The organism is Klebsiella sp. CB_Kp196 (assembly GCF_040061575.1).
Classification (GTDB): domain Bacteria; phylum Pseudomonadota; class Gammaproteobacteria; order Enterobacterales; family Enterobacteriaceae; genus Klebsiella; species Klebsiella michiganensis.
On sequence record NZ_JBEAFH010000048.1, the window covers coordinates 17858 to 32312 of the forward strand.

Consider the following 14455-nt stretch of genomic DNA (forward strand, 5'->3'; position numbering starts at 1 on the left):
CTAGCGGCTGTTTTGCTGTTGAATCTGGAACTGACGTAGCGCTTTGCGACCGGGTGCGCCGTCTGAACCGGGTTGACTGACGACAATGGCCGCCACTTCATTGCCCAGCCGCGTTGCCTGCTGCAAATCCATTCCACAGGCCAGCCCGGCGATCGTACCGGCACAGTGGCTGTCTCCTGCGGCAATCGTGTCGTGGACCTTCACGCGGCAGGCCGGAATATGCTGCGGTGCTGCGTCAGGTTCAACCACCCATGCGCCATCCTTATCAAACCGACAGATCGCCCGAATATGCCAGTCGCTGGCGAGCCGTGAGGCGGCATCAAGGGTCGCGCTATCCAAATCGTATAAACGCGCGCACAGCACGCTGAGTTCATCGCGATTCAGGGTGAGCAGGGGGCGTTTGCGCAGCAGCGCCTGGATAAAGTGAATATCCAGGTCGCACAGACGCGGGCCAAAATCGACGAACAGCGTTTTATCTTCCGTCTGGGCAAGGATCCACTGGCGCAGCGCTTCGCTGGCCAGTTCGTATCCCGAGACGTAAATAATCGCCTCCTTCGGCAGCGGTATTTGCGCTAATAGTTCATCAGTCCAGTGCTGTTCGCAGCCCTCAATGGTGATAAACGTCCGCTCTTTGCTGGCTTCGACAAGAGCCAGACACCAGCCGTTATCGTGGGTGGGATGGCGCAAGAGGACGGGCAAGTTTTCCAGCGCCATTTTTTGCGCAACGGCCTGCCCCCAATCGCCATTGCCTACCGGTATGGCGTTAATGGGAAACAGTTCGAGGCGCGAGAGCGCGCGGGCGACGTTGAACGCACAGCCGCCAATCTGCCGTCCGCCGTCGCGGGCGGAGACATCGCTACCGCTTTGCGGCAGCGCATCGAGATGGAGAATAATGTCGCCAAAAGCGGCGCCGATAACCACGATCGGCCGCTGAGGCGATAGCAGGTCAGCGCTGATTGTCACGGCAGGCCCCCTTTCTCGTTCCGAAGGCGAGATACAGCGCCAGGCTCAGAATAAAAGAGACGAATAACCCGAGGCTGGAGTCCGCGAAAATACCGACCGCGAAAGGTCCGTCGATAAAACCGGTTTTAGAGACCATCAATCCTGCCAGCGCACCGACAATCCAGCAGCCCAGCGCGGTACGGTTTGCGCCGCTCTCCCTGAATAAATCAGCTTCAGGATATCCGGCACGGCGGCGCAGCCGATAAAAATCGACCATAAAGATGGCGGCCCAGGCGGCCAGAAATACGCCGCAGAAAATCAAAAACGCGATAAACGGCCCGAGAAAATCTTTCGAGACAAACAGCACGTAGAGGGCAATCCCCAGCACCAGCACGGCGTCGAGGGCCACGGCGGAACGCTGCTGTAGCTTAATCCCCATGCTTAACAGGTTAAGGCTGGCGGAATAGAGGCTCAACACGGCGATGGTCACGACCCCGGCGGTAGCCGCGGCCAGATAGGGGATTGCCATCCACGAAGGCAGCAGTTTACCGATCGCTGAAATGGGGTTCTCGCTGGAGGCCAGATCGGGGATCTGCGCGGTAAGCAGTATTCCGGTGAGCATCAGCAACAGCAGCGGGAGGGCGGCGCCGCTGACCACGGCGAGAAAAATAGGCTTTTCCCCGGAGTCAGGGCGCTGATCGCGACTATAGTCGGCGCCGGCGATAGCCCAGCTGATGCCGGTGCCTGCGGCAATAATAGACACGGCAGGCAGAAAGCCGGTCAGCCAGCTGCCTGAAGGCAGCGCGAGGATGGCCTGCCAGTCCGCGGTGAAGAGTAAATAGATCACCACCAGCAGCGTCATGGCGCCAAAGATCCGGGTGATCCATTTTTGCATCATCAGCACGGCGTTTTGCCCGAGCACGCTGACCAGTACGGTCAGCCCGCCAAACAAGAAAAGCGACAGCGCGGTGGTGGTCAGACTCTCTTCAAAACCCATGGCGGCAAACAGCGCGACGAGGGTGAGCGTGCCGGTAATGATATTGACTGCTTCCCAGCCCATCAGATTCACCCAACAGAAGCTGGTGGGGGCGATATTACCGCGTTTGCCAAAAATGACGCGGGAGAGGGTTAGCGTCGTCGTACGACCAATTTTTCCGGCGATGCTGGTGATGCCGACCAGCGCAAAGGAGGCGACGCCCGCCACGGCGGCAAGAATCGCCTGCCAGAATGAGAGGCCGAACGACACAATCACCGCGCCGTAAACGACGCCAAGAATGCCAATATTCGCGGCGCACCAGACGAAAAACAGCTGGACCGGTTTCTGGGTCTGGTGGACCGGGGGGACCAGACCGATCCCTAATTCTGCCATTCCGGGATCTGCCGCCTGGATATTTCCATCGTATGAAGCTTTGCTGTCCATAGTGATACCCTCTGTGAATTATGCGAAGCGGTAGCCTGCAAGCCGCTGTGCGTAAGGCGTGAAGTCGATGCTGTTGGCCTGCTTAATCCGTTGTATATGTTCTTCAGGAAAAGCCTCTATGCCATGAAGCGCGCCGCAGATGGCGGTGGCCATCGCGCCAATGGTGTCGGTGTCGCCGCCTAAATTGGCTGCCAGCATAGCGCATTTCATAGGCTGCGTTTTTGCCAGCTCAACCAGAGCAATCGCTGCGGGGACGGACTCGATAATATCCATACCGGCGCCGATGTCCTCATAAATCCGTTCAATACCCGTCAGATGGTCAGTCTCCCCGGCGATCGTTTCCAGCGCCAGGTGGATACGGTTTCCCAGCAGTGGACTAAAAGTGGACTCATAATGGCGCTGCGTCTCATTGGCGAGCGACGCCAGCTCCGTTTTGATTAACGGCCATTCGGCCCCTTCAATAGCGCGGCCGATCGCCCATGCAATGACCACCGCGCCGGCGATAGCGATGTCTGATTTATGCGTCGGCAGGCAGGATAGCCGCACTTGCTCAATGAAAAACGTTCTGTCCCCGGTGGGCAGTAGACAGCCCATCGGCGCCACGCGCATTGCCGCGCCGTTGGTTACGCCGTTGGCCGCGATCTCCTCCAGCGGCTGCCCCTGTTCAAGCGCGATCAGGGAAGCCTTCGAGGTCGGGCCAAGAATATTTTTTTCAAAGGCCTGACAGCGTCTGGCCCACAGCAGAATATGCCTGGCGATGACCAGTGGATCGGTCACGCCGTTGGTTTCATTCAGGGCATCCATGAGTGCGATGCACTGATGGGTATCATCGGTGAACTCAGCGGCGCGAAATTCGCAGGCCGCAATATTCTCTTTCGGTCCGGGGAGGAAGCGCTCAATCCAGCCAAAATGGTTGATAATTCGGCGCTTAGGCCACAGTTCGGAAGGCATACCCATCGCATCACCAATGGCTTGCCCATAAAGGCAGCCGAGGATGCGGTTTTCGGTGGTATAGGTAGGGTGAATAGCAGACATCATCGGCTCCCTGGAAGAAATGAATAAAAGTTATACTAAAAGTAGATCCAGATTAAGTCCAGTTAAAGTCCTTTGTGGCCATGCTGTGATCGAAGACGCATTCTGAAAGAAAAGTGAGAAGCTAAAAAAGGGTGGGGAGACGTTATGAGGGGGCTATTGATTCCAGTATGGATCCACTATGATAAATCCACTGCCACTGAATTCCGGAAGACTACGACATTATGCCGCAATCGCTGCTTGAGTATATAAAAGGGCGTCTGAATGCAGAGGCTCCCGCGCCGCTTTATATTCAACTTAAACAAGCTATTGAAGCGGCAATGACCGAGCGGTTGCTGACGCACGGCAGCATCCTGCCTTCCGAACGCAAAATGTCGCAGACGCTTGAGCTATCGCGCGTGACGGTCGTGAAGGCGCTTGATGCGCTGCTGGAGGCCGGGCTGGTTATTAAACGCCACGGAAAAGGGACCGAGGTGAATCTGCCGGTAAGCTATAACCTTGCCAGCGGCGGATTTTCTGCCCAGCTACAAAATTCAGGCGCGGTGTCCAACCGATGGCTGGTGAGGGAAAAGCTGGCGGCGGATGATTTTCTGGCCCGTGAGCTGGAGATCGCGGTCGGCGATCGGGTGGCGAAAATCAAACGCGTCCGTCTGGTCGATGCCCTCCCGGTGTCTCTCGAAACCATGTTTATCCCCGAGCGTTTCTTACCCCGCCCGGATCTACTTGAAGGTTCGCTGTACGCGCACTGGGCGGAAAATGATATTTATCCCGATCTTCAGGATTACTCACTGACGGTGCATATTCCTTCGGCGGAAGAGCTGAATTTGCTCGACCTGCCGCAAGGCGTGCCATTGATGAAAATTACGCTGAAAAGCCGCAATGCTCAGGGAGAGGTGCTTGAGTACGGAACCGCATTCTGCCTGAGCAATTACTTTAATTTTGATTTCAGAGTGAAGCTGCAATAAGCGCTTTGGCATGGCCGGTGTATAAAACCCGCCATCGCTTTATGCGAGAGCGGATCGTAGCCGACTACTGCTCGTTAAGCCGCAGCGGCCAGTGAACGTAGCTCTGCCACTGGCACTCCTGTTCGACCATTTCCCGGCCCAGCGGATGATTCTCCAGCCAGCCCTGCGGCAGCGTTAACGTCAAATTTTCATCTTCGGCAGCCAGCGTAAGCATCGGCAGCAGATCGTCGCGTCGGCGGCTGGCAAACAGAATCGCCAGACGCAGCAGACGGCACATATGCTCCGCGACTCTCGGAGGCACCGCGTTTTGTTGATGAATGGATGAAAGGTCGACGGCGTTGGTTTGGTTTAACAGCAGCGTTGCCAGCAGCTTCTTTTGTGCGGGGGTAAAGCCGGGCAGGTCAAGATTGCGCACCAGCCAGGCGGCGTGCAGGGGGGCCTGCTTGTACTCCACGCTCAGACCAATTTCATGCAGCTGGCAGGCACTTTGCAGCAAATCGAAGCATAGCGGCTCAATTTCCCAGCTGTTTTCCACCTGATGAACGAAATGGGCGGCCAGTTGGGCAACGCGCTGTGCCTGTTCAGTATCAACCAGAAACCGGCGCTGAATATTGCGTAAGGTACGACTGCGAATATCCTGATCGATCGACAGGTGCAGCATGCCGTAGACCAGACCTTCACGCAGCGCGCCGCCGGCGAGCGTCATACACTGAATATTCAGCTCGCTGAAGATGGCCATAAGAATCGCCAGCCCGCTGGGAAAGACGAGCGCCCGTTCAAGCGTCAGGCCTTCGATCTCCAGCTCTTCCAGACGACCGCACTGAATGGCGCGCTGTTTGAGCTGCTGTAGCTTGGCTAAGGTGATGCGTTCATCCATCCCCTGCGCCATCATGATTTCCTGTAACGCCTGAACCGTACCGGATGCCCCGACGCACACTTTCCAGCCGTGATAGCGCAGCACATCGGCGACGGGACGCAAAACTTCACGCGCGGCGGTTTCGGCCTGGTCAAAGTTCTCTTTGGTCAGGCTGCGATCGGCAAAGTAGCGTTCCAGCCAGGTCACGCAGCCCATGGACAGGCTGAAAAGCGAGGTGGTTTGCGCGCCGGTACCGGTAACCAGTTCGGTGCTGGCGCCGCCAATATCCACGACCAGACGCTGATCTGCGCCGCCTGTTGTATGCGCAACGCCCTGATAAATCAGGCGCGCTTCCTCTTCACCGCTGATAACCTGAACCGCGCAGCCGAGGATTTCCCGCGCTTTCTCCAGAAACTCACCGGCGTTAACCGCCAGGCGCAGCGTCGCCGTGGCGACCACGCGGATTTGCGTCGGGGGGATATCCTGCAAACGCTCGGCAAACAGGCGTAAACATTGCCAGCCGCGCTCCATGGCTTCCGCCGAGAGCGTATTGTCGCCGCTGAGTCCAGCGGCCAGACGGACTTTGCGTTTGATACGACTCAGGGTCTGGATGCTTCCGGCAACCTCGCGTACAACCAACATATGAAAGCTATTGGAGCCAAGATCGATAGCGGCATAGAGCGAGGTGGAGCTCATACACTTCATCCTTCAAGTTGCCTCTGTGTTGGCTGCGTTCTCTTACCCGAATCACTTACCAGCGTCAGCTTGCCGCGATTCGCTTTCCTGCGGCCTTGATGCAACTTGAATGATTTTGTGTATGGCATAGTGCTTTAACCTGAACGACGACGATTACGTGGCGGACCGTTACGACGCGGGCCGTTGCCCGGGCGCGGGCGCGTAAGACGTAGCGGTCTGGGCAGTTCAGTCATCAGCGCGTCCGAATTGTATTTGCTGACCGGAATTGAATGGCCGATATAGGTTTCAATTGCCGGCAGATTCAGCGCGTACTCTTCACAGGCCAGGCTGATGGAGTGACCGCTGGCGCCAGCGCGGCCGGTACGGCCAATACGGTGAACGTAGTCTTCGCAATCGTCCGGCAGGTCGTAGTTAAAGACGTGCGTAACGGCCGGAATATGCAGACCGCGGGCGGCAACGTCGGTTGCGACCAGAATGTCGATATCGCCGCGGGTAAATTCATCGAGAATGCGCAGGCGTTTTTTCTGCGCAACGTCGCCGGTTAACAGACCAACGCGATGGCCGTCCGCCGCCAGGTGACCCCAGATATCTTCACAACGATGTTTGGTGTTGGCGAAAATAATCGCGCGATCCGGCCACTCTTCTTCCAGCAGCGTCTGCAGCAGGCGCATTTTTTCTTCGTTGGAAGGATAGAACAGCTCTTCTTTAATACGGTGGCCCGTTTTCTGCTCAGGCTCAACTTCGACGTACTCGGCGTTGTTCATTTGTTCGAACGCCAGTTCACGGACGCGATAAGAAAGGGTGGCAGAGAACAGCATGTTCAGGCGCTGATTCGCTGGCGGCATACGGCGGAACAGCCAACGGATATCTTTAATAAAGCCGAGATCGTACATGCGATCGGCTTCGTCAAGCACGACAACCTGAATGGCGCCGAGGTTAATATGGTTCTGTTTGGCGTAGTCGATAAGGCGACCGGTGGTACCGATCAGAATATCCACGCCGCTTTCCAGCACTTTCAGCTGCTTATCGTAGCCGTCGCCGCCGTAAGCCAGGCCGAGTTTCAGACCGGTAGCCTGCGCCAGCGGTTCGGCGTCAGCGTGGATCTGAACCGCCAGTTCACGAGTCGGCGCCATGATCAGCGCGCGCGGCTGGTTGACCTGGCGGTCAGCGATCGCCGGGTGAGTGAGAAGATAATGAAACGTTGACGTCAGAAACGCCATCGTTTTACCGGTACCGGTTTGCGCCTGCCCGGCGACATCGCGACCTTCCAGCGTAAGCGGGAGGGCGAGTGCCTGAATGGGTGTACAATTATGAAACCCTTTCTTTTCAAGGGCTTCAATCACTGCCGGGTGCAGGGCGAAGTCGGAAAACTTCTGTTCTGTTAAATGTGTTTTGCTCATAGTGTGGTAGAATATCAGCTAACTATTGCATTAAGAAAGCGTATCCGGTGAAATAACGTCAACCTTTCGTTGGCTATGTATGAAATTATTCAAGGTGCGTCTGCGGCAACTGAACGAATCTTCGAAAGCTTAGACTACTAAGCGAGGCGAGGGTGACAAATCTGCGATAAGCCGGTTTGAACGCTGGTTGCTTTATCTTTTGCGGGGCAAAGTTCATGATGGGCATTGTGATGCAGAGAGATAAAAGAGGCATTCTGAAGAACAGCGTGCATAACGTAGCATCGACACGTCGTTGATGGCCGCGACACCAACACACCAGGCTTATTCCTGTGGAGTTAAATATGAGCGATAAAATTATTCACCTGACTGACGACAGTTTTGACACGGACGTACTCAAGGCTGACGGGCTAACCCTCGTCGATTTCTGGGCAGAGTGGTGTGGTCCGTGCAAAATGATCGCCCCGATTCTGGATGAGATCGCTGAAGAGTATCAGGGCAAACTGACCATTGCGAAACTGAACATCGATCAGAACCCGGGTACTGCGCCGAAATACGGCATTCGCGGCATCCCGACCCTGCTGCTGTTCAAAAATGGCGAAGTGGCAGCGACCAAAGTTGGCGCGCTGTCCAAAGGACAGCTGAAAGAGTTCCTCGACGCCAACCTGGCGTAAGCGGCTTGTTCTCCCGGCGTCCAGCGTCCAATTTTTTGCGGATCTCTGGACGCCCGGCGAGAGTCGTGCTAAGTTAATCTCAGACTTCGTTTTAAACATACCTTTGTTTGAATCTTGTTTTACCCAAAGCGTCCCGCAAAAATGCGCGTGAGGCTTATAATCCGGGCTTATCACTCATTCCGTTTAGTCGTTTCAGTTCTGCGTTCTTTCCTGTGACCAGGCAACGTACAGACACGAGATGAAGGCCGTTAACAGGCATGGATGTTCCTGCCATACCATTCACAACATTAAGTTCGAGAATTACCCCGAGTTTAAGAACCCACACCATTATGAATCTTACCGAATTAAAGAATACGCCGGTTTCTGAGCTGATTACTCTCGGCGAAAATATGGGGCTGGAAAACCTGGCCCGTATGCGTAAGCAGGATATTATTTTTGCCATCCTCAAGCAGCATTCGAAGAGTGGCGAGGATATCTTTGGCGATGGCGTACTGGAGATACTGCAGGATGGATTTGGTTTCCTCCGTTCAGCAGACAGCTCCTACCTCGCCGGTCCCGACGACATCTACGTATCCCCCAGCCAAATCCGCCGCTTCAACCTCCGCACTGGTGACACCATTTCCGGTAAGATTCGTCCTCCTAAAGAGGGTGAGCGTTACTTTGCGTTGTTGAAAGTTAACGAAGTTAACTACGATAAGCCGGAAAACGCGCGTAACAAGATTCTGTTCGAGAACTTAACCCCTCTGCACGCAAATTCACGTCTGCGTATGGAGCGTGGTAACGGCTCAACGGAAGACTTAACCGCTCGCGTCCTGGATCTGGCATCGCCGATCGGCCGCGGCCAGCGTGGTCTGATTGTTGCGCCGCCGAAGGCCGGTAAAACCATGCTGCTGCAGAACATCGCGCAGAGCATTGCGTACAACCATCCTGATTGCGTTCTGATGGTACTGCTGATCGACGAACGTCCGGAAGAAGTGACCGAGATGCAGCGTCTGGTTAAAGGTGAAGTTGTCGCTTCTACCTTTGACGAGCCGGCATCTCGCCACGTTCAGGTTGCCGAGATGGTTATCGAGAAAGCGAAGCGTCTGGTTGAGCATAAGAAAGACGTTATCATCCTGCTCGACTCCATTACCCGTCTGGCGCGTGCCTACAACACCGTCGTCCCGGCTTCCGGTAAAGTGTTGACCGGTGGTGTGGACGCCAACGCCCTGCATCGTCCGAAGCGTTTCTTCGGTGCCGCGCGTAACGTGGAAGAGGGCGGCAGCCTGACGATTATCGCTACGGCGCTGATCGATACTGGTTCTAAAATGGACGAAGTTATCTACGAAGAGTTTAAAGGCACCGGTAACATGGAGCTTCACCTCTCTCGTAAGATCGCAGAAAAACGCGTCTTCCCGGCTATCGACTACAACCGTTCCGGTACCCGTAAAGAAGAGCTGCTCACCACTCAGGAAGAGCTGCAGAAGATGTGGATCCTGCGTAAAATCATTCACCCGATGGGTGAGATCGACGCGATGGAATTCCTCATCAATAAACTGGCGATGACTAAAACTAACGATGACTTCTTCGACATGATGAAGCGCTCGTAAGCTAAGAACGCCAGAGAACGCCACGCTATTGCGTGGCGTTTTGTTTTCCGGGTTTGTATGATCCAGGAAGGGAAAACAAAATGGGTCTTAACGTATGATATGCGCAGGATGATGGCAGGCAGAGACGGCTTTAACAGTCTAAAATTTCTACAATAAATTTGTAATGTTCTGCTTTGCCCCTTCTGGAGTTGAGGCATCATCGTTATACTTCCCGGATTAACTATGCTGAGAGCACATGCGTTGTGAATTTACTCACTGCTATTACTGAATTAATCAGTATTTTCTTATTCACCACCCTGTTTATATTTATCGCTCGCAAGGCGGCAAAAAGAGTTGGGCTGGTGGATAAACCTAACTATCGCAAACGGCATCAGGGTTTGATTCCGTTAGTCGGTGGTATTTCAGTTTTCGCAGGTATTTGTTTTACGTTTGCTATCGCCGATTATTACATTCCCCACGCTCGGTTATACCTGGGATGTGCCGGGGTGCTCGTGCTGGTCGGTGCGCTGGACGACCGCTTTGATATCAGCGTAAAAATTCGCGCGGTTATTCAAGCCGCTATCGCCGTCATTATGATGATGGTGGGTAATCTTCATCTTAGTAGCCTCGGTTTTATATTCGGCTCATGGGAGCTGGTGCTCGGCCCTTTTGGCTTCTTCCTCACGCTATTCGCCGTCTGGGCGGCGATCAATGCCTTCAATATGGTTGATGGTATCGATGGGCTGCTTGGCGGTCTGTCGTCAGTCTCTTTCGCGGCAACGGGCATTATCCTGTGGTTTGATGGCCAGTACAGCCTGGCGATGTGGTGTTTTGCGATGATCGCCGCCATTTTGCCCTATATTTTACTTAACCTCGGTGCGCTTGGTCGTCGCTATAAGGTCTTTATGGGTGATGCCGGCAGCACCATGATTGGCTTCACTATCATCTGGATCCTGCTGGAGACCACGCAGGGAAAAACGCATCCTATCAGCCCGGTCACGGCGCTGTGGATTATCGCTATTCCGTTGATGGATATGGTGGCGATTATGTACCGTCGCCTGCGCAAAGGGATGAGCCCATTCTCCCCGGACCGTCAGCATATTCATCATTTAATCATGCGCGCCGGGTTTACTTCCCGTCAGGCGTTTGTGCTGATCACCCTGGCCGCCGCGCTGCTGGCCCTGGTTGGCGTGGTGGCGGAATACACCCGCATTGTTCCTGAATGGGTGATGTTAATACTCTTTTTGTTAGCCTTCTTTCTTTATGGCTACTGCATTAAACGCGCCTGGAAAGTGGCGCGCATGGTTAAGCGCATTAGACGCAGAATACGGCGACACAGCGGCAATAATCCAAATTAACCAAGTCAATCTGGGGACGTGATGACTCAACCATTACCGGGAGCACAAACAGTGAACGTTGAGAACGAGCTGGATATTCGCGGGCTGTTTCGCGCCTTATGGGCCGGAAAAAGCTGGATAGCAGGTATCGCAGTGCTCTTTGCACTGATTGTTCTGGTTTATACCTTTTTTGCTCGTCAGGAGTGGAGCGCGACGGCGATTACCGACCGACCGACGGTGAACATGCTGGGGGGATACTATTCACAACAGCAGTTCTTACGCAATCTCGATATCAAGGCCAATCTCGTCTCTGTCGATCAGCCTTCGGTCATGGACGAAGCATATAAAGAGTTCATCATGCAGCAGGCGTCGTGGGATACCCGCCGCGACTTCTGGTTGCAAACGGACTACTACAAGCAGCGCCAGTCGGGTAACGCTCGCGCCGATGCCGCGCTGTTGGATGACCTGATTAACGATATCCAGTTCATGCCCGGCGATGCGCTAAAAAGCATCAACGATAGCGTGAAGCTGACGGCAGAAACCGCGCCTGATGCCAACAATCTGCTGCGCCAGTATGTGGCTTTCGCCAGCCAGCGTGCGGCAGGGCATCTGAATGATGAGCTCAAAGGCGCCTGGGCCGCGCGTACCGTACAGATGAAAGCGCAGGTGAAGCGCCAGGAAGAGGTGGCGCGAGAGATTTTCAATCGCCGCATGCACAGCGTGGAACAGGCGCTGAAAGTCGCGCAGCAGCACAACATCTCCCGCAGCGAAACCGATATTCCACCAGACCAGCTGCCGGATTCCGAGCTGTTTTTACTGGGGCGTCCAATGCTGCAGGCCCGGCTGGAAAATCTGCAGGCGGTGGGGCCGCAGTACGATCTTGATTATGACCAAAGCCGCGCCATGTTAACGACGTTGAACGTGGGGCCGACCCTGGACCCGCGTTTTCAGACTTACAGGTATTTGCGAACGCCTGAAGAACCGGTAAAACGCGATAGCCCGCGCCGCGTGTTTCTGATGGTGATGTGGGGGATTGTGGGCGCGCTCATCGGCGCAGGCGTTGCGTTATCGCGTCGCCGTGTCCAGTGAATGCGGCCTGTGGTGAAGGACATTCAGCCTTTATCACCTAATCGAAGAGAATCGATGTGAAAGTACTAACGGTATTTGGCACGAGACCAGAAGCTATCAAGATGGCGCCTCTGGTTCATGCGCTGGCAAAGGATCCTCATTTTGAGGCGAAAGTTTGCGTGACCGCGCAGCATCGGGAGATGCTCGATCAGGTGTTGAAACTTTTTTCTATTGTTCCGGAATACGACCTTAACATTATGCAGCCGGGTCAGGGATTGACGGAGATTACCTGTCGCATCCTTGAAGGTTTAAAGCCGGTGCTGGAGTCGTTTAAACCAGACGTGGTGCTGGTGCATGGCGATACCACCACGACGATGGCGGCAAGTCTGGCCGCTTTCTATCAGCGGATCCCGGTAGGACACGTGGAAGCCGGGCTGCGCACGGGCGATCTGAGCTCGCCGTGGCCGGAGGAGGGGAACCGTACGTTGACCGGGCATCTGGCGACGTACCACTTTGCGCCGACGGAAACCTCAAGGCAGAACCTGCTGCGGGAAAACATCGCCGACAATCGGATCACGGTAACCGGTAATACGGTTATTGACGCGCTATTCTGGGTGCGCGACCGGGTGTTGAGCGATGAAGCCCTGCACAACGAGCTGACTCAGCGTTATCCCTTCCTCGCCAACGGCAAGAAGATGATTCTGGTCACCGGACACCGTCGGGAAAGCTTTGGCCGCGGTTTCGAGCAAATCTGCCATGCGCTGGCGGAGATCGCCGCGAACAATCCGGACGTACAGATCGTCTATCCGGTGCATTTGAATCCGAACGTCAGCGAACCGGTGAAGCGCATTCTCGGCCACGTTGAGAACGTCATACTTATTGAGCCGCAGGATTATTTGCCGTTTGTCTGGCTGATGAACCGCGCGTGGTTGATCCTGACCGATTCCGGCGGTATCCAGGAAGAGGCGCCCTCGCTCGGGAAACCGGTGCTGGTGATGCGTGAAATGACCGAGCGCCCGGAGGCGGTCAGCGCGGGCACCGTGTGCCTGGTGGGTACCGATAGCCAGCGCATCGTCAATGAGGTCACGCGCCTGCTGCAAGATGAGTCCGCGTATCAGGCCATGAGCCGGGCGCATAACCCGTATGGCGATGGACATGCGTGTCATCGTATTTTGTCTGCACTTAAAAATAATCAGGTAACGCTATGAATTTTTCTACCATTTCAGTGATTGGCCTTGGATATATTGGCCTGCCAACCGCTGCCGCGTTCGCCTCCCGGCAAAAGCGGGTGGTCGGCGTTGATATCAATCAACACGCCGTGGAGACCATTAACCGTGGTGAAATTCATATCGTGGAGCCGGATCTGGCGAGCGTCGTCAAAACGGCGGTCGAGCAGGGCTACCTGAGCGCCACTACCGCGCCGGTAGAAGCCGACGCTTACCTGATTGCGGTGCCGACGCCGTTTAAAGACCTGCATGAACCGGATATGGTTTTCGTCGAGTCGGCGGCGAAATCTATCGCACCGACGCTGAAGAAAGGGTCGTTGGTTATCCTTGAGTCCACCTCGCCGGTGGGTTCAACCGAGCAGATGGCGGGCTGGCTGGCGGAAATGCGCCCCGATCTGAGCTTCCCGCAGCAGGTTGGCGAAGCGGCGGACGTCAATATCGCCTACTGTCCGGAGCGCGTGTTGCCGGGACAGGTGATGGTTGAGCTGATTAAAAACGATCGCGTGATTGGCGGCATGTCGCCGGTTTGCTCAGCCCGCGCCAGCGAGCTGTATAAAATTTTCCTCGAAGGCGAATGCGTGGTGACCAACTCGCGCACCGCCGAAATGTGCAAGCTGACTGAAAACAGTTTCCGCGACGTTAATATCGCTTTTGCCAACGAACTTTCGCTAATTTGCGCCGATCAGGGGATCAACGTCTGGGAACTGATTCGTCTGGCGAATCGTCATCCGCGCGTCAATATCCTCCAGCCGGGACCGGGCGTTGGCGGCCACTGCATCGCGGTCGACCCGTGGTTTATCGTGGCGCAAAACCCGCAGCAGGCGCGGCTTATCCGGACCGCGCGTGAAGTTAACGACCACAAACCAGAATGGGTGATCGATCAGGTCAAAGCGCGGGTCGCCGACTGCCTCGCCGCCAGCAACAAACGCGCCAGCGAGCTAAAAATCGCCTGTTTTGGCCTCGCGTTTAAGCCGAATATTGATGACCTGCGCGAAAGCCCGGCCATGGCCATTGCCGCGCAGATCGCCCGCTGGCACGGCGGCGAAACCCTGGTCGTTGAGCCAAATATTCATCAGCTGCCGAAAAAGCTCGACGGACTGTGCGCTCTGGCGTCGCTGGACGAGGCGCTGGCGAGCGCCGATGTGCTGGTGATGCTGGTCGATCATAAAGAATTTAAAGCGGTTGGCGGGGAGAGCGTTAGTCAGCAGTTTATCGTCGATACCAAAGGGGTGTGGCGGTGAGAGGGCGTCTGGTAAAAGATGAAAGTGTTCGCA

At 55.3% G+C, this 14455-nt stretch carries 12 protein-coding genes; 7 read left to right on the plus strand and 5 right to left on the minus strand.

Going from position 1 to position 14455, the window contains the following annotated elements:
• The 3 genes from ABLU87_RS15860 to ABLU87_RS15870 are packed head-to-tail and all read right to left on the minus strand — an operon-like array spanning window position 1 to window position 3397.
• Entirely contained in the window at window positions 1–963 is a 963-nt protein-coding gene (locus tag ABLU87_RS15860) for a PfkB family carbohydrate kinase (protein ID WP_025108416.1), read from the minus strand.
• Window positions 947–2362, minus strand: coding sequence for a cytosine permease (locus ABLU87_RS15865; protein ID WP_014837065.1), 1416 nt, complete (start codon window positions 2360–2362; stop codon window positions 947–949). Before ABLU87_RS15865 ends, ABLU87_RS15860 begins: the two co-directional genes overlap by 17 nt.
• 18 nt (window positions 2363–2380) lie before the next feature.
• A complete protein-coding gene (locus ABLU87_RS15870; protein WP_122117181.1) occupies window positions 2381–3397 on the minus strand; it encodes an ADP-ribosylglycohydrolase family protein in 1017 nt (338 codons plus the stop codon).
• Between the two features lie 221 nt (window positions 3398–3618).
• Here ABLU87_RS15870 and ABLU87_RS15875 point away from each other — a divergent pair, with 221 nt between their 5' ends.
• On the plus strand, window positions 3619–4359 hold the full coding sequence (locus tag ABLU87_RS15875; RefSeq protein ID WP_025108414.1) for a GntR family transcriptional regulator: 741 nt from the start codon (window positions 3619–3621) through the stop codon (window positions 4357–4359).
• Between the two features lie 64 nt (window positions 4360–4423).
• Here ABLU87_RS15875 and gppA read toward each other — a convergent pair whose 3' ends face one another.
• Both gppA and rhlB read right to left on the minus strand, forming a co-directional pair.
• Window positions 4424–5920, minus strand: coding sequence for a guanosine-5'-triphosphate,3'-diphosphate diphosphatase (gene gppA, locus ABLU87_RS15880; RefSeq protein ID WP_160743202.1), 1497 nt, complete (start codon window positions 5918–5920; stop codon window positions 4424–4426).
• A 125-nt stretch (window positions 5921–6045) separates the two neighbouring features.
• Window positions 6046–7311 (minus strand): ATP-dependent RNA helicase RhlB, encoded by a 1266-nt coding sequence (gene rhlB / locus ABLU87_RS15885; protein ID WP_004127388.1) that lies wholly within the window; start codon window positions 7309–7311, stop codon window positions 6046–6048.
• A gap of 341 nt (window positions 7312–7652) precedes the next feature.
• Between rhlB and trxA the strand changes: the two genes are divergently transcribed.
• From trxA to wecC, 6 genes are all read left to right on the plus strand, one after another.
• Window positions 7653–7982, plus strand: coding sequence for a thioredoxin TrxA (gene trxA / locus ABLU87_RS15890; protein WP_004097507.1), 330 nt, complete (start codon window positions 7653–7655; stop codon window positions 7980–7982).
• 329 nt (window positions 7983–8311) lie between these two features.
• Window positions 8312–9571 (plus strand): transcription termination factor Rho, encoded by a 1260-nt coding sequence (gene rho / locus ABLU87_RS15895; RefSeq protein WP_002883293.1) that lies wholly within the window; start codon window positions 8312–8314, stop codon window positions 9569–9571.
• Window positions 9572–9813: 242 nt separating this feature from the next.
• Window positions 9814–10908, plus strand: coding sequence for a UDP-N-acetylglucosamine--undecaprenyl-phosphate N-acetylglucosaminephosphotransferase (wecA, locus tag ABLU87_RS15900; RefSeq protein ID WP_004097511.1), 1095 nt, complete (start codon window positions 9814–9816; stop codon window positions 10906–10908).
• A 21-nt stretch (window positions 10909–10929) separates the two neighbouring features.
• Window positions 10930–11976 (plus strand): ECA polysaccharide chain length modulation protein, encoded by a 1047-nt coding sequence (wzzE, locus tag ABLU87_RS15905; protein ID WP_014227454.1) that lies wholly within the window; start codon window positions 10930–10932, stop codon window positions 11974–11976.
• 56 nt (window positions 11977–12032) lie between these two features.
• Window positions 12033–13163: a UDP-N-acetylglucosamine 2-epimerase (non-hydrolyzing) gene (wecB, locus tag ABLU87_RS15910; protein ID WP_004097518.1), complete on the plus strand. Its 1131-nt coding sequence runs from the start codon at window positions 12033–12035 to the stop codon at window positions 13161–13163.
• Window positions 13160–14422, plus strand: a complete 1263-nt coding sequence (gene wecC, locus ABLU87_RS15915; RefSeq protein ID WP_014837068.1) for a UDP-N-acetyl-D-mannosamine dehydrogenase — start codon at window positions 13160–13162, stop codon at window positions 14420–14422. The genes wecB and wecC overlap by 4 nt, the downstream gene beginning before the upstream one ends.
• Window positions 14423–14455 lie beyond the last annotated feature (33 nt).